Origin of the sequence: Chryseomicrobium sp. FSL W7-1435, from assembly GCF_038595005.1 — a bacterium.
In the GTDB taxonomy this organism is placed as follows: domain Bacteria; phylum Bacillota; class Bacilli; order Bacillales_A; family Planococcaceae; genus Chryseomicrobium.
In genome coordinates, this window is sequence record NZ_CP151997.1 from 1,918,513 (window position 1) to 1,935,278 (window position 16,766).

Here is a 16,766-nt window from a genome sequence, read left to right on the forward strand (position 1 = left end):
GTGCCACATTATTCACCTCACTTACTAGTGTAAAAAAGGGTTTCCTCCCCGAAAGGTGGAAACCCTTTACGCCTTAATATTCCATAATGATCGGAATAATCATCGGTCTTCTTTTTGTTTGTTGGAATAGATAAGAATGGAGTGTATCACGTATTTCTTGCTTGATGTTTGTCCATTCGAAAGATTCTTTATTTGTGTATTTTTCAACTACTGTTTTTACTTTTTGTTGTGCTTCTAGCAACAGTTCTTCTGATTCCCGTACATAAACAAACCCACGTGAAAGAACCTCGGGACCTGATGCAATTTTTCTCTTCTTACGGTCTAGTGTCACTACGACGATAAAGATACCATCTTGTGAAAGTAGTTTACGGTCACGTAAAACGATGTTTCCAACGTCACCAATTCCAATACCGTCAATTAAGACATTCCCAGCCGTTACACGGCCACTCATGCGAACTTTCCCGCTTTTAAATTCGACTATGTCTCCTTTATCAGCAATGAAAATTTGAGATTTAGTCATTCCCGTTTGCTGTGCCAATTTTGAATGGGCAATCAACATACGATACTCCCCTTGAACAGGAATAAAGTACTTAGGCTTTAAAAAATTAATCATCATTTTTAAATCTTCTTGACTACCATGGCCAGAAACGTGAACATTCTTTGCAGAAGTTAAGACGCGCGCTCCCGCTTTCGCTATACTATTCATCGTTTGATACATACTTACTTCCATCCCTGGTGATGGTGTGAAAGTAATAAGAACCGTATCTTTTTCATTAATTTTAATTTCACGGTGTTGCTTGCGAACCATTTTTTCTAGAGCTTCTAGCGGCTCACCTTGAGTACCTGACACGATGATGACTAATTTATCTTCATCGATTGTACTGATCTCTTTCAAGGGAATTAAAACATCTTCCCCGACAGTCATGTAGCCTAAGTCCATTGCAATCTTCATCGTAGTTTCAAGAGTCCTACCAGCAAAAGCTACTTTTTTACCCGTTTCTTTTGCTTTATCAAGAACTTGTTGAATACGGATAAAGTTGGATGCATAAAGCGCTACAATTACACGACCTTCTGCCGTATAAAATGTTTCAGATAATTGATTGGCTACAACTGTTTCAGATGTTGTGTACCCTGGACGTTCTGCTTCAGTTGAATCAGAAAGCAACATAAATACCCCTTGTTCACCTAACAGAGCAAGTTTTGCTAAATCCGGAGCATATTTCCCTTGAGCCGATTGATCAAACTTAAATTCACTCGTGTAAACGATTGGTCCTTCTGACGTATGGAATACGATTCCAAGGGTATCGGGAATACTGTGTGTTACATGGAAAAACGTCACATGCGTACGGTTGAAATTCATACGGCTTGCATTAGTTACTTCAAAGAATTTAACCGGTTGTTTTGGTTTTAAATCTTTTAAATGTAATTTAGCTAGCGCAATTGTCAGCTTAGAACCATAAACTGGTGCTGAAATTTTTTGTAGCAAGTAGGCAATTGATCCAATTGCATCTTCATGACCATGCGTTAAGAAGATTCCTTTTACACGATCTTTGTTTTCTTCTAAATAAGTTAGGTCAGGAATGACGATATCGATTCCTAGCATTTCATTCTCTGGGAACATGAGACCGCTATCTACAACAAAGATCTCATCATCGATTTCAACGATATACATTGCCTTCCCTATTTCTCCTACTCCACCTAGTGGAATGACTCGTAATGTTTCATTAACAGTTTTCAATTGATTTCCTCCTATATAAGTACCCGTACCTTCTCACTATTCTTCATTATAGCCTACTCCTGTCGTTTTAGAAAGTATCGATAAAATAGAAAAAAGACTGAGTTTCCTCAGTCTTCGATGGTTTGAAGTAAATTATTCCGATTCGTTTCAAAAGTTGTCCATAGTTGATCAAATTGCGCTTTCTCTTCATCAGTCAGTGTTAACAGTGGTAAACGTACCGCATCCGAATAGCCATGAAGTTTTGATAGAGCATACTTGACAACCGTTGGATTTGGCGAAGTAAATAAACCATCAAATAATGGCTGCAGAAGTTGATGGTATCGAGCAGCTAGTACATGATTCCCTGCATCAAAAGCTCGGAACATCTCTTGCATCTCACGTCCTACGATGTGAGAAGCGACAGATACAATCCCTTTGCTACCTATTGCATACAGTGGAAGCGACAAGCCGTCATCTCCACTATATACACCAAATTGAGATTCACTTTGTGAAATTACTCGAGTGATTTGACCAACATCTCCACTTGCTTCCTTCATCCAGAATATAGAGGGATGTTGACTTAACTCTGCTGTAGTCTCAGCCGACATATTGATCACGGATCTGCCTGGAATGTTATAAAGCATAAGTGGCTTCTCAGCAGCATCTGCAATCGCAGTGAAGTGCGCGACGAGGCTGCGTTGATTCGGCTTATTGTAGTAAGGAGCTACTACCATGCAGCCATCCACACCTAACACTTCTACTTGTTTTGTAAAAGCAATTGTTTGAGCTGTGTTGTTGGAACCTGTACCAGCAAGAACTGGTACACGACCATTGACATACTCGACTACTGCTTGAATAACAGCAAGCTTCTCTTCTTGAGAGAGCACAGGTGATTCTGCCGTTGTTCCATTGACCACTATACTCTCTGTGCCCGTGTCGATTAGATGATTCACTACGCTTTCCAGTTGGTTGAAATCTACTTCACCTGTGACGGTAAAAGGTGTGATAAGCGCAGTTGATACTTTTCCTAAATTCACTTTGACACCCCATTCAGTTCAATCATTTTTTCGGCTATTTGGATAGAATTCAAAGCAGCACCTTTCAGTAAATTATCTGCCACTATCCATAAATGGATGCCCGTCTTCTCGTTTGGATCTTTTCGAATTCTTCCCACGAAAACAGGGTCTGTATTTTCTGCATAAAGAGGCATTGGGTAGTGCTGGTTAGCTGGATCATCTTGTACAACTATCCCGTCAGCCTGCGACAGCAGCTGGATAATTTCCTCATAGGATAACTCCGTCTCAGTCTCTAAATACACAGATTCTGAATGACCTGTCACGACAGGTACACGAACACAAGTTGCAGCAATTGCTAGTGAAGGCAATTCCATTATCTTTTTCGTTTCATTCATCATCTTCATTTCTTCAAATGTGAAACCATTGTCTTCAAATACATCAATTTGCGGCAAGAGATTGCCAGCAATCGGATAATGTTTTGGTTGGCTCTTAACTGGCAACACCTGTGGATTTGGTTGCTCTATCCCTAATTGATGACTTTCTTTCTTTAACTCTTCAATAGCTGCCGCTCCTGAACCCGATACTGCTTGGTATGTTGAAACGATGACTTTTTTGAGACCGGCTTGCTGACGAAGCGGCTCTAAAGCACAAACCATTTGAATAGTTGAGCAGTTGGGATTCGCAATAATCCCTTTGTGATTTTGCAGAGCTTGTGGATTTACTTCTGGCACAACAAGCGGTGTTTCAGGGTCCATGCGGAATGCGCTTGTATTGTCGATTACAACTGCCCCTCTTGCAACCGCCTCTTTAGCTAGTTGACGAGAAACATCTCCTCCTGCAGAGAAAAATGCAAAGTTTACACCCTCAAAGGCTTCAGGTGTTGCTTCCTCTATTACATAGGACTGACCATTTATATCAAGCTGTTGACCAGCAGATCGTTTTGACGCCAGTAGTTTTAAATGGGAGTAGGGAAAATTCCTCTCAACTAATTTCTCAGCTATTTTTTGACCTACTGCTCCTGTCGCTCCAACAATGGCGACTACATATCTCTCACTCACACAAAACTCCCCTTCCTGCATTCATAATGGCGATATTGTATCATATACGGTATGAAAATTCATTAAATTAAATAAATATTACTATAAATTATATTTCGGAAGAGATTAACTATAAGAAATGAGTAGGGGCTGGAGTTGTTCTCCATCAAGTGCAGCTTCTACAGTTTTGGCAAGTTTTGAAAAGTCAGCTACAAGAGAAGTAGGTTTTTTAACCGGATCATCTTGCCCTAAAGGAATGAGGTAAATGTTTTTACTACGCAACAGCGCCATAACATTTGGTCCGTTCATTCCTAGTGCGTCATTTGTAGAGACACCGACGACTACTGGCTTTCGGTTTCTAAGAGTGGCCTTGGCAGCCATCAATACAGGTGAATCTGTTTGGGCATTGGCAAATTTACTCAGTGAATTTCCTGTGAGGGGAGAAATCACCATACAATCGAGCGGCGTGATGGGTCCAAAAGGTTCCGCCCCTGCTATCGTAGTGACTACTTTGCGACCACATAATTCTTCAAGTTTAGCTACCCACTGTTCTCCACTACCAAAGCGAGTATCTGCTGATAACACAGAGTACGTAACGATTGGATGCACTTCTGCCCCTTCATTAAGTAATTGTGTAATCATCCCCTCTAATTCAGGAAATGTACAATGCGAAGCGGTCACCCCAAAACCTATCCTTTTATTAGCTAAAGTACTCAGTGAAAATCCCCTTCCGTTCAAATAATTGAATAAAGTCATTTGCTGCATCCAGCGGGTACACTTTGCCAGGTAATGCTAATAGATGATAGTATAAAACATCTACCGGCTGCTGGATGCCACCTGGCAAAGATGCAAGGTCAATGACACAATGAGCATTGTTTGCAGTTTTTGAATCTAACCATTGATACGGAATTGTATTGATGCATAGACAATCCAACTTTAGAGACGTTAGTAAATCAACTGCTTGAAATCCTTGTTGCCGAGCCTCTGCTTGCTGACTGATAGACCGCGTTCGAATTCTCACTTCTCCACCCAATGCCTTCAATTTAACAGCAAGGGTTTTTGCTACTCGACCATACCCTGCGATTTCCCAAAAATAAGAAGAAATTCGTCTAGGCATGTGGTGATAAAACCAATGCAGAAAACTTTCGGCAGTCAAATCGGCATTCATCCACAACCAATCTTCATCAGCCGTATAGGTGGTCACGTTTTGTGAATTAAAGTCAACAAAACTATGTTTGTTACCACTCCAAATCTCTTTAACGTTGGAAGGAATGATTAACTCTGTTTGATCATGCACCATTCCTATAGCAAGAAACAGCAAATCGACTTGGTTATTTTCATCATTTGATTGGCAAAAAGTATTCCAGTTCATGTATTGTTCAGTAGCAATTCCCTTGTGTTGCAGTTGCTCTGCTAATGCTGTGTATCGGCTATCTTCTCCAATAATGACTATTCTCATGAATTTTCACGCTGGAATAAGACATATTCATTTCCAATCACTTGTATGTCTTGCCATGAAATAAAAAATAGTGTGTCTCGATTTTTACCTTTCCAAGTCTTCGGGCTTTTCACTTCAATCCCTAACAATTCTCCTGTCTGTGGTTCAATGACAAGTTCCGCATGTTCAAGTAGGCCATATTTTTTTCCGTCCTGCATTCCTACTAATTCTTTTCTTACTAGCTCCGATAAACGCATAAAACCCCCCTTATCCCCTACTATATGTGTAGAGAAAAGAGGAGTTTCATGAAATTATACCGAATACGGTTGAACAATAGAAATTGCTTTTGGATGTGTAAACAATTGAGCTGCTTTCAAGATATCATCACTTGTCACAGCTTGGTATTTTTGCAAATACGATTCAACTGTATGCTGCTCGCCATAGAGCGTTTCGTTTTGTGCCAGTCGATTCATCCATGTTGTTGAACTTTCAAGCGACAGCAGAAGGTTGGATTCTATCTGTGCTTTTGCATTTTGGAGCTCCGTTTCAGAAAATCCTTTTTCTACTACTTCAGCTAAGATATCGTCGACAGCCTCAAGTAGCTCAGTTAATTGGTCTGTTGATGTGCCTCCATAAATAGCAAAAACACCACTGTCTAAATAAGACGTTTGATAACAATAGATCGAATAAGCAAGTCCTCTCTCCTCACGAATGGCTTGGAAGAGACGCGATGACATCGAGCCGCCTAACATTGTTTGCAGCAGTACAATCGCATAAATGCTTGGATCTTTTACAGCAGTGGATGGCCACGCAAGTGTCACATGCGCTTGTTCAATTTCCCGTTCATTGCAAACGGCAGCTGGATGAAAATCGCCTTTTGTCAAAGGAGCAATTGATTGTGAATCCCAGTGATTGCTGCCGAACAACTGACAGATAGTATCTAACAACCTATCGTCAATATTACCTGCGACAGATACAATAATTCGGGAAGGATAGTACATACGCTTGTAAAACGCAATTAGCTCCTCCTGCGTAAATGTGTTGACAGTTTCTATGGTACCCAGAATAGGCTGAGCAAGTGGGTGCTTATCATAAATTCCAGCCCATAAGTATTCATGCACACTATCGTCAGGTGTATCTTCTACCATATGAATTTCTTCAATGATGACTTGTTTTTCACGTTCGATTTCTTGAGGATCAAAAACAGAGTTCCATAGCATATCTGCTAATAACTCTACGGCTTGATGAGCGTAGCTATCTAACACTCTCGTGTAATAACATGTCTGCTCTTTAGAGGTATAGGCATTGCTATTGCCTCCAATTTTATCAAAAGCAATGGCTAATTCTTTTGCACTTCTAGTAGTTGTTCCTTTAAAAAGCATGTGTTCAATAAAGTGCGCCATGCCCGCTTCTTTTGCGGACTCATAGCGAGACCCTGCTTCCACCCATACTCCTATAGAGACAGACCTAGTGTGCTCCATAGAATGGGAAAGAACTCGAACGCCATTAGGTAATATTCGTTTGCTCATGTTGATTCGACCTTTCGCTAGTAGTACAAAAGCTGCATGCCTAGGCATGCAGCTTGTCAATATTATTGTTGTTCAGCGCGCTCTTTTTCTTCTTTCAACACTGTTTTGCGTGAAATGTTGACGCGGCCTTGGTTATCAATCTCGATTACTTTCACGAGAAGTTCATCACCCATTTTTAGTACATCTTCAACGGCTTTTGTACGCTCTTCTTGTATTTCAGAAATGTGCAATAACCCGTCTTTTCCTGGGAATAGTTCTAAGAAAGCGCCGAATTTTTCAATTCGTTTAACTTTTCCTAAGTAGTATTCTCCAACGACTGCAACACGCACAATATTTTCAATCATTTTACGTGCTTTTGCAATCATTTCTTCATCAGAAGAAGCAATGTAGATAGTACCATCTTGTTCTGTATCAATCTTAACGCCTGTTTCATCAATAATTTTATTGATGACTTTACCGCCTGGTCCAATAACATCACGGATTTTGTCTGGGTTAATTTTTACTACATCAATTTTTGGTGCATATTTAGAAAGTTTCTCGCGAGATGCAGGCAATGTAGCTAACATGCTTTCAAGAATTTGTAGACGACCTGTTTTGGCTTGCTCTAAAGCTTCTTCAAGGATTTGACGAGACAATCCATCAATTTTAATATCCATTTGAAGAGCTGTAACACCTTCAGCTGTTCCAGCTACTTTAAAGTCCATATCCCCAAGGTGATCTTCCATTCCTTGAATATCTGTCAACACTGTGTAATGTTCACCTTTTTTAATAAGACCCATTGCGATACCTGCTACTGGTGCTTTGATTGGCACACCAGCGTCCATCATTGCAAGTGTAGATGCACAAATACTTGCTTGTGAAGTCGAGCCGTTTGACTCAAGTACCTCTGAAACTAGACGCATCGTGTAAGGGAATGTCTCTTCATCTGGAATAACGGCTTCAAGAGCACGCTCTCCAAGTGCACCGTGACCAATTTCGCGACGACCTGGCGCACGGATTGGACCAGTTTCACCCACACTGAATAATGGGAAGTTGTAATGGTGCATGAATCGCTTAGACTCTTCTAAACCAATGCCATCAATAATTTGCACATCGCCGAGTGGTCCTAATGTACAAATACTTAGAGCTTGAGTTTGCCCACGTGTAAATAATCCCGAACCGTGAGTACGAGAAAGAATACCAACTTCAGAAGAAAGTGGACGAATCTCATCTTGTTTACGGCCATCCGGACGAATTTTTTCTTCCGTGATCAAACGACGAACTTCTTCTTTCACAAGCATGTCAACAGTCTGACGCACTTGCTTCAATGTATCGGCATCTGCATCCTGAGACTCAAATGTCTCAATAACACGCGTACGTACAGTATTGATTGCTTCATCGCGAGCAGCTTTTTCAGCCACTTGAACAGCTGTGTTGACTTCAACTTCAGCCATCGCTCTTACTTGAGAGACGATGTCTTCATTCAATTGATAAAGTGTTACTTCAGTTTTTGCTTTACCTACTTCTGCAACAATTTTCTCTTGGAATGCAACTAGTTTCTTGATTTCCTCATGACCGAACATAATAGCTTCTAACATGATTTCTTCCGAAACTTCTTTAGCACCGGCTTCTACCATGTTGATTGCATCCTTCGTTCCTGCCACTACTAAGTCCATTAAAGAGTTTTGCATCTGCTCTGTTGTTGGGTTAATTAAAAATTCACCGTTCACATAGCCAACTTGAACACCTGCAATGGGACCTTCGAATGGAACATCTGAAATTGATAGGGCTAATGAAGATCCAAGCATAGCAGCCATCTCAGAAGAACAGTTTTGATCAACAGACATGACGATTGAGATAACTTGTACCTCATTACGGAAACCGTCTGCAAATAGTGGACGAATTGGTCGGTCAATAAGACGGCTTGTTAAAATAGCGCGCTCTGAGGGACGACCTTCTCGCTTGATAAATCCTCCAGGAATTTTACCGACAGCATATAATTTCTCCTCATAGTTCACTGTTAATGGGAAGAAATCTAAATTCTTAGGCTGTTTTGAAGCAGTTGCAGTAGATAACACGGTTGTGTCACCATAACGCACAAGAGCTGCACCGTTCGCTTGTTTAGCTAATTGGCCTACCTCAATAATTAATGGGCGACCTGCCCATTCATACGTATACGTTTTCTTTTCGGTCATTTGTGTACTCCTCTCAACATCCAAATCTATGATATGTATCCTCTTGTAGTGTATCAAACTCCTACACTCCATGAAAACAACTTTCTATTAGCAGAAAGACTCAACCTGTATCACAAGTTGAGTCTACTAAATTGAATATTCGAATTAGCGGCGTAAGCCTAATTTTGCAATCAATTCACGGTAACGTTGAACTTCTGTTTCACGAAGATATTTCAAAAGGTTACGACGACGTCCAACCATTTTGAATAGACCGCGACGTGAGTGATGATCTTTTTTGTGAGTACGTAAATGCTCGTTTAAAGAGTTGATCTCTTCAGTTAGCATTGCGATTTGGATTTCTGGTGATCCAGTATCGCTCTCGTGAGTACGGTACTCAGTGATTAGTTCATTTTTGCGTTCTTTTGTAATTGCCATGTTAGTTTCCTCCTAAATAGTAAGTATCCCCTCTACCTGAGCAATCGTTGGAGAATCGAAAAGCCAAGATAAGGTTTAGTACAAGACGTACTGAATTATTATAGCAGACTGCCATTATGTGTGCAAGTGCTGGCTGGTTAGTAAGGCTATAGCTTGTTGCTTATCAAGAGATATTTGAAGTTTTAATGCATCCAAAGACGGGAACTTTTGTTCTTTACGAATTGGTTGGTACCAGTGAATTCTAACCTGCTCCCCATAAATGTCTCGATCGAACTCGATTAGATGTACTTCAATCGATAATTTCTTTTCACTTTGAACGGTTGGTTTAAATCCAACGTTACATACGCCATCAAACCATTGATCTTGAACTTTCATTCGAACAGCATAGACGCCATTCGCTGGTATGAACTGTCCTTCATCTGGTTCAACATTGGCAGTAGGAAATTGAATAGTTCTTCCCCGTTTATCTCCATGCACAACAACCCCGTCCAGTTGAAACGGACGACCTAAAAGTGCACAAACTTGTTGCATGTTTCCGTTTTTTAACTCCGTACGGATGCGGGTTGAGCTGACTTTTTCATCATCAAGAACAAATTTTGGAACAGTTGTCACAGTTAGTTGTGGTGAAGCGTAGCTCTGCATCAACTCCATATTTCCTTTTCCGAACGAGCCGAACGAGAAATCAAAGCCAGCTATCACATGACGAACATGCAAACCAAGAATAAACTGTTCAATAAATGTTTCAGGTGAGAGTCGGGCAAAATCTGACGTGAAACGCACGACAAAGACATCGTCGACGCCATGTGCTTGCAACAACTCCAGCTTTTGTTTAAGAGGTGTAATGTAGAAGATCTCTTCTTTTTTCCCACCCAATACAATGGATGGATGTGGATCGAAAGTCATCACTGCACTGCGAATCCCTTTTTGATGGGCAGAGGCAACTGCTTGATTAATTAATTGTTGATGACCTTTATGTAGACCATCAAAAAACCCGATGGCAAGTGCGTATCCTTTATTATCAGGAGTCGGCATTTTTGTAGGATAGGTAATGTAATGAACTGTCATTGTATTTCCATCTCCGGACGTGTGAACATTTTTTCAGGCTTCATGTAGCCTGGCTTTTCAGGATGTGCCCGATAAACAGCATGCGCCACCCCGTTTTTTCCAATTACAATTTTATCATGAATTAGAAGATCAGTGTGAGCAGGAAGGACTTGACCATTCGAAAACGCTTTTTCAAGATCTGCAGGGATTTCATGAAAGGGCCACTCAGTTAAGGAGCGCTCAATCGGCTGCAGAAGCTCATCCATTCGTTGTTCTTCGTACAGTTCTGCTACTTGTTGTATGGTGCGGGTTTCGGCTACTCCAAACCCACCTGCTTGTGTACGAATTAATTTCTTCATGTGCGCCGGCACACCTAGTAATTTCCCTATTTGCACAGCCAATGTTCGAATATAGGTACCTTTACTACATACAACCTCTATCTCAAAGTCGATTTCTTCACCAGTCCATACAGAAGGCTCTTTCACTAGAGTGAGTGAATGAATGGTAACTTCTCGACTTGGACGGTCGATGACTTTTCCTTCACGGGCATACTCGTACAACCGTCTACCATTTACCTTAACGGCTGAGTACATGGGAGGTGTCTGAGTGATGGTACCAGTAAGTTGAGTCAAAGTATCCTGTAATTGAATGCTCTCTAAGTGAATCGGGTTATCGACAGAAGCAATGACATCTCCAGAAGCATCCTCAGTTGTTGTAGCTTTTCCTAGAGATACAGTTGCCCGATAAGCCTTCCCTTGAGCCATTACATATTCAGCGACTTTTGTTGCCTGTCCTAAGCAAATTGGCAGGACTCCTTCAACATCTGGGTCTAAGGTGCCTGTGTGGCCAATACGTTTCATTTTTAAGATTTTTCTAAGTTTGAATACACAGTCATGGGAGGTCATGCCTGCTTCTTTCCACAAGGGAAGAATTCCTTCAAGCTGTTGCATAGTCTCTCTCCTTCTTAAAAAAAGCCCACCTCGAGTGGAGGCAGGCTTCAAGTTACTCTTGTTTGTTCAACTTTCGCAATAGGTCATCAATATGATTACCATAGGCGATTGATTCATCTACTTGGAATGCAAGCTCAGGAGTTTTACGAAGACGAATACGTTTTCCGACTTCTGAACGAACAATTCCTTTTGCCTTTTCAAGACCTTTCAGCGCTTCTTCTTGTTTCACTTGTTGCTCCAACACTGTCACGTAGACCGTGGCTTGTTGTAAGTCACCAGTTACTTCAACGTCCGTCACTGTTACAAATTCTACGCGAGGATCTTTGACCTTACGTTTAAGGATATCAGCGATTTCCTTTTTCATTTGCTCCGCTACGCGGTTTGCTCTCATCGACATTTTCTTCACCTCAATTACAGCTCATGAATGGTGAACGATAAGCACTCCCATTCAGAGTTTGATTCTAAAAATTCGAGTACGCTGTGTAACTCTCGTTCAGAATGGCGACGATCTGATGAGACCGTCACAATTCCAATCTTAGTTCGTTGCCATAGATCTTGAAAATCCAATTCACTAACCGCAACATTGTATTTTTGACTCGTGCGCTTCAACATTCGCTGCAACACAGCCCTCTTTTCCTTTAGGCTGTGCATTTGCGGCAAGATAAATTCACACTCGAGGTAAAGAATCATTTACGTACGATTTCTTGCATGATGTAGGCTTCGATAATGTCGCCTTCCTTAACTTCATTAAATCCTTTAATTGTAATACCACACTCATAGCCACGAGCAACTTCTTTAGCGTCGTCTTTGAAACGCTTCAATGTATCAAGCTCTCCTTCGAAGATGACAATGCCATCACGGATAACACGTACACCAGAATCTCGTGAAATCTTACCTTCTGTTACGTAAGAACCGGCAATAGTACCGACTTTTGAAACTTTGAAGGTTTCGCGAATTTCTGCTTGACCGATAATTTTTTCTTCAAATTCAGGATCAAGAAGGCCTTTCATAGCCGACTCGATTTCTTCGATTACTTTGTAAATGATGCGGTGTAGACGAATATCTACGCCTTCTTGTTCAGCTGCACGTTTTGCGTTGACATCAGGGCGAACGTTAAATCCGATAACGATAGCGTTTGAAGCTGCTGCAAGTGAAATGTCTGATTCCGTAATAGCGCCAGCGCCCGTATGGATGATACGTACATTTACGCCTTCTACTTCAATTTTCATTAAAGCTGCTGCCATTGCTTCAACTGTACCTTGAACATCAGCTTTGACAATCAGGTTCAGTTCTTTCATTTCGCCTTGTTTCATTTGATCAAACAAGTTATCAAGAGTCACGCGCGTCTTTTCAGTACGTTGTTCTTGAATGGCAGTAGATGCTCGAGACTCCCCAACTTGACGGGCAGTTTTTTCGTCTTCAAATACTACGAAGCGATCTCCTGCTAAAGGAACTTCATTTAAACCTGTAATTTCAACTGGAGTTGAAGGACCGGCTTCTTTTAGACGACGACCAGTTTCATTGACCATTGCACGAACGCGACCATAGGCATGTCCAACTACAATTGGGTCACCTACGCGAAGTGTTCCATCTTGAACTAATAAAGTTGCAACAGAACCTCGACCTTTATCAAGCTGCGCTTCAATAACAGTACCGATTGCTTTACGCTTTGCGTTAGCAGTCAATTCTGCCACTTCAGAAATCAGTAAGACCATTTCTAGTAATGTATCGATGCCGTCACCTTTTAGTGCTGAAATCGGTACAAAGATTGTATCGCCACCCCAAGCCTCAGGTACTAGGCCATGCTCTGTTAATTCTTGCATGACGCGGTCTGGGTTTGCAGAAGGCTTATCCATTTTGTTAACAGCCACGATAATTGGCACTTCTGCCGCTTTTGCGTGGTTAATCGCTTCAACTGTTTGAGGCATAACACCATCATCAGCTGCAACTACTAGAATCGTTAGATCCGTTACTTTTGCTCCACGTGCACGCATTGTCGTGAACGCAGCGTGACCAGGTGTATCAAGGAAAGTAATTTTCTTGCCGTTTTCATCTGTTACTTGGTAAGCACCGATATGCTGCGTGATACCGCCTGCTTCACCAGAAGTAACTTTTGAATTACGAATCGAATCAAGTAACGTTGTTTTACCATGATCGACGTGACCCATAATAGTAACAACAGGTGGACGTTCTTTTAGATCTGCTTCATTTTCTTCTTCGCTGTCAAAATGAACTTCAAGGTCAGTAATATCGACTTTGATTTCTTCTTCCACTTCAACACCGTAATCTGCACAAATTAGCTCAATCGTATCTTTATCTAACTCTTGGTTGATGTTAGCCATTATACCTAACATGAATAATTTTTTGATTAATTCAGCAGGCTCTCTGCCTAATTTTTTTGATAGTTCTTGTACAGATAGTGATTCTGTAAACGTGATTCTTGCTGGCAATTCACGTTCTTTACGTGGAACTGGTGGTTGTACAGGTGTTGAATTTTTCTTACGACGGTGTGGTCGGTTACCACCTGGACGTCCTTGGAATCCACCACGGTTACCACCTTGACGATTTCCTCCACCTGCTGATGGGCGATTTTGTCCTTGTGGTCCACGATTTTGAGGTGTAGATGCACCTTGTGCTTGACCTTGTCCTTGTGGACGAGCTTGACCTTGTCCTTGTGGACGAGCTTGGCCTTGTCCTTGAGGACGAGCTTGACCTTGTCCTTGTGGACGAGCTTGACCTTGTCCTTGAGGACGAGCTTGACCTTGTCCTTGAGGACGAGCTTGACCTTGTCCTTGAGGACGAGCTTGACCTTGTCCTTGAGGACGAGCTTGACCTTGTCCTTGTGGACGAGCTTGGCCTTGTCCTTGTGGACGAGCTTGGCCTTGTCCTTGTGGACGAGCTTGGCCTTGTCCTTGTGGACGAGCTTGGCCTTGTCCTTGTGGACGACTTTGTTGGTTAGTAGCTGCAGGCTTTGCAGAACCTCCCGTAAATTTAGAATCAAGCTGTTTTACAGTATCTGATTCGATTGTAGACATATGATTTGTCACTTTAACATTTAATTTTTCAAGCTCGGTAATGACATCTTTGCTTGATTTATTTACTTTTTTGGCGTATTCATGAACTCTGATTTTCGTCATTCGCTCACCCCCGGTTATATTCGTTGATTAGTGATGCCAATTTTTTCGCAAAACCATTATCCATAATTGCTAGTACAACACGGGCTTCTTTCCCGGTTGCGTGTCCCAAATCATATCGATTTCCGAAGACATCCAAATCAACGTTGTATGATGCACACTTATCTGTTACCTTTTTGGCTGTATTAGCTGATGCATCGTTGGCTAATAGTACAAGTTTTGCTTGTTGCCTTCTTACTTCTCGAATAACTAGTTCTTCTCCAGTGACGATTTTTCTAGCACGTGTTGCTAATCCAATGAGATTTAGAATTTGTTGTTCTAGCGTCATTTCAATTTCTCCCGTTCAATTAAAACGATAAGGTCCTCATAGATGGTTGGAGGAATTGTCACTTCTAATTGATTGCCTAAGGAGTTTTTCTTTTTAGCTGCTTCAACTGCCTCAATAGATTTTGATAAATAAGCACCTCGACCAGATTTCTTCCCTGTAGGGTCTACAGAAACGTCTCCTTCTTTTGATCGCACAACACGAATCATTTCTTTTTTCGGAAACATTTCATTAGTTGCCACACATTTGCGCATGGGGATCTTTTTTTGGATTGCCATATGCAGACACCTTCTTCACTTATTCTTTATAAAAATCGAAGTCTTCTTGCGTTTCAAGTTCTTCGAAATCTTCTTCGTTTGATTGCTCAAATGCACGAGGGTAAATACCCAATTCACGTGCATCGGTTTCACTCTTGATATCTATTTTCCAACCTGTCAATTTAGCTGCTAAACGAGCATTTTGTCCACGTTTTCCGATTGCAAGTGATAATTGGAAGTCAGGAACTACAACAGTAGTAGACTTATCATCATCGCTCACTTGAACATCCAGAACTTGTGAAGGGCTAAGTGCGTTTGCTACAAATTGTACTGGGTCTTCTGACCATTCTACGATATCGATTTTCTCGCCGCCAAGTTCATTGACGATTGTCTGAACACGAGCTCCTTTTGCTCCTACGCATGAACCGACTGGATCCACATCGTCATTATGAGCAACTACCGAGATTTTCGAACGATCGCCCGCTTCACGAGCAATCGATTTAATTTCTACGATACCATCATAAATTTCAGGAACTTCCATTTCAAAAAGTCTACGCAGTAGTCCAGGATGCGTTCTTGATACAAAAACTTGTGGTCCACGCGTTGTGCGCTCAACTTTCGTAATAAATACTTTTATACGATCGTGAGGACGATACGTTTCACTTGGAATTTGTTCATTCGACGGAAGGACAGCTTCGACTTTCCCAAGACCCACATAAATATTACGAGCATCTAGGCGTTCAACGATACCATTTACGATATCTTCTTCACGGTCTACATATTCTTCATAGATCAAGCCGCGCTCTGCTTCACGTACACGTTGTGTGACGACTTGCTTTGCAGTTTGAGCTGCGATGCGTCCAAAGTTACGAGGAGTAACTTCTTCTTCAATAACATCCCCTACTTGATAATGAGGATTAATCAGGTGTGCGTCTTCAAGTGAAACTTGTAGGCGCTCATCCTCTACTTCTTCTACAACATCTTTACGAGAATAGACAATCATCGATCCTGAATCCAGGTTGATGTCTACACGCACATTTTGTGCTTGGTTGAAATTACGTTTATAAGCTGTAACGAGTGCTGCTTCAATCGCTTCAATCAATACATCTCGTTTAATACCTTTTTGTTGTTCCAGAGCCGTTAAGGCATCTAATAATTCACTGCTCACAGCAATCACTCCTTATTTACCTAGTATGCTTAAAAATCAATTGCTAGACGCGCAAGCGCGATCTTATCATGGGGGATTGTCACTTTACGAAGACGAGTTTTATCACGATATTCAATGATAGCTCCTTCTTCTTTTGAGTAACTCAACAAGTTTCCTTCAAATTCTTTTCGGTTATCAATAGGCTCATACGTTTTAAAGAAAACATATTCCCCAACCGCTTGAACAAAATCGGCTTCTTTTTTCAAAGGACGTTCTGCACCCGGTGATGATACTTCTAAAAAGTAATTTTCTTTGATAGGATCTTTTTCATCTAAAAGTTCGCTAACACGGTGACTGACAAGAGCACATTGCTCAATGTCAATGCCTCCACCTGGGACATCTACATAGATACGTAGAAACCAGTCACGACCTTCTTTAACGTACTCTACATCAACTAATTCAAGGTTTAATTCGGCAATGATCGGAGCAATCATTTGCTCGATATTCGTTACGATTTCCTGCATAAAATCCTCCTTACTTTTGTCTTTAAACAACAGAAAAGAGCGGGAAATCCCACTCTTTGC

The 16,766-nt window shown here is 41.3% G+C and carries 18 protein-coding genes; all 18 read right to left on the reverse strand.

Annotated elements, in window-relative coordinates; genetic code table 11:
* Positions 1–73: 73 nt before the first annotated feature.
* The gene (locus MKY84_RS09730) at positions 74–1,738 is read right to left on the reverse strand and encodes a ribonuclease J (RefSeq protein WP_342525807.1); all 1,665 of its coding nucleotides are present in this window, start codon (positions 1,736–1,738) and stop codon (positions 74–76) included.
* Between the two features lie 107 nt (positions 1,739–1,845).
* A complete protein-coding gene (gene dapA, locus MKY84_RS09735) occupies positions 1,846–2,754 on the reverse strand; it encodes a 4-hydroxy-tetrahydrodipicolinate synthase (protein WP_342525808.1) in 909 nt (302 codons plus the stop codon).
* The gene (locus MKY84_RS09740) at positions 2,751–3,791 is read right to left on the reverse strand and encodes an aspartate-semialdehyde dehydrogenase (RefSeq protein ID WP_342525809.1); all 1,041 of its coding nucleotides are present in this window, start codon (positions 3,789–3,791) and stop codon (positions 2,751–2,753) included. Before MKY84_RS09740 ends, dapA begins: the two co-directional genes overlap by 4 nt.
* A 105-nt stretch (positions 3,792–3,896) precedes the next feature.
* A complete protein-coding gene (locus MKY84_RS09745; protein ID WP_342525810.1) occupies positions 3,897–4,526 on the reverse strand; it encodes a dipicolinate synthase subunit B in 630 nt (209 codons plus the stop codon).
* Positions 4,471–5,229, reverse strand: coding sequence for a hypothetical protein (locus MKY84_RS09750; RefSeq protein ID WP_342525811.1), 759 nt, complete (start codon positions 5,227–5,229; stop codon positions 4,471–4,473). The genes MKY84_RS09745 and MKY84_RS09750 overlap by 56 nt, the downstream gene beginning before the upstream one ends.
* Positions 5,226–5,465, reverse strand: coding sequence for a YlmC/YmxH family sporulation protein (locus tag MKY84_RS09755; protein ID WP_342525812.1), 240 nt, complete (start codon positions 5,463–5,465; stop codon positions 5,226–5,228). Before MKY84_RS09755 ends, MKY84_RS09750 begins: the two co-directional genes overlap by 4 nt.
* Before the next feature lie 54 nt (positions 5,466–5,519).
* Positions 5,520–6,737 (reverse strand): pitrilysin family protein, encoded by a 1,218-nt coding sequence (locus MKY84_RS09760; RefSeq protein WP_342525813.1) that lies wholly within the window; start codon positions 6,735–6,737, stop codon positions 5,520–5,522.
* Positions 6,738–6,799: 62 nt separating this feature from the next.
* Complete coding sequence (pnp, locus tag MKY84_RS09765) at positions 6,800–8,911, reverse strand: polyribonucleotide nucleotidyltransferase (RefSeq protein WP_342525814.1); 2,112 nt, start codon at positions 8,909–8,911, stop codon at positions 6,800–6,802.
* Between the two features lie 144 nt (positions 8,912–9,055).
* Positions 9,056–9,325 carry a 30S ribosomal protein S15 gene (gene rpsO / locus MKY84_RS09770; protein WP_094941673.1) on the reverse strand — a complete coding sequence of 90 codons (270 nt, stop codon included), beginning with the start codon at positions 9,323–9,325 and terminating at the stop codon, positions 9,056–9,058.
* Positions 9,326–9,439: 114 nt separating this feature from the next.
* On the reverse strand, positions 9,440–10,390 hold the full coding sequence (locus tag MKY84_RS09775) for a bifunctional riboflavin kinase/FAD synthetase (RefSeq protein WP_342525815.1): 951 nt from the start codon (positions 10,388–10,390) through the stop codon (positions 9,440–9,442).
* A complete protein-coding gene (gene truB / locus MKY84_RS09780) occupies positions 10,387–11,319 on the reverse strand; it encodes a tRNA pseudouridine(55) synthase TruB (RefSeq protein WP_342525816.1) in 933 nt (310 codons plus the stop codon). The genes MKY84_RS09775 and truB overlap by 4 nt, the downstream gene beginning before the upstream one ends.
* Before the next feature lie 52 nt (positions 11,320–11,371).
* On the reverse strand, positions 11,372–11,716 hold the full coding sequence (gene rbfA / locus MKY84_RS09785; RefSeq protein ID WP_342525817.1) for a 30S ribosome-binding factor RbfA: 345 nt from the start codon (positions 11,714–11,716) through the stop codon (positions 11,372–11,374).
* A 14-nt stretch (positions 11,717–11,730) separates the two neighbouring features.
* Complete coding sequence (locus MKY84_RS09790) at positions 11,731–12,009, reverse strand: DUF503 domain-containing protein (protein ID WP_342525818.1); 279 nt, start codon at positions 12,007–12,009, stop codon at positions 11,731–11,733.
* A complete protein-coding gene (infB, locus tag MKY84_RS09795; protein WP_342525819.1) occupies positions 12,006–14,456 on the reverse strand; it encodes a translation initiation factor IF-2 in 2,451 nt (816 codons plus the stop codon). The genes MKY84_RS09790 and infB overlap by 4 nt, the downstream gene beginning before the upstream one ends.
* A 4-nt stretch (positions 14,457–14,460) precedes the next feature.
* Positions 14,461–14,781, reverse strand: a complete 321-nt coding sequence (locus MKY84_RS09800; protein ID WP_342525820.1) for a YlxQ family RNA-binding protein — start codon at positions 14,779–14,781, stop codon at positions 14,461–14,463.
* Complete coding sequence (locus MKY84_RS09805; protein ID WP_342525821.1) at positions 14,778–15,056, reverse strand: YlxR family protein; 279 nt, start codon at positions 15,054–15,056, stop codon at positions 14,778–14,780. The genes MKY84_RS09800 and MKY84_RS09805 overlap by 4 nt, the downstream gene beginning before the upstream one ends.
* 19 nt (positions 15,057–15,075) lie before the next feature.
* Positions 15,076–16,203: a transcription termination factor NusA gene (gene nusA / locus MKY84_RS09810; RefSeq protein WP_342525822.1), complete on the reverse strand. Its 1,128-nt coding sequence runs from the start codon at positions 16,201–16,203 to the stop codon at positions 15,076–15,078.
* A 29-nt stretch (positions 16,204–16,232) separates the two neighbouring features.
* Positions 16,233–16,706, reverse strand: coding sequence for a ribosome maturation factor RimP (gene rimP, locus MKY84_RS09815; RefSeq protein WP_342525823.1), 474 nt, complete (start codon positions 16,704–16,706; stop codon positions 16,233–16,235).
* Between the last annotated feature and the right edge of the window lie 60 nt (positions 16,707–16,766).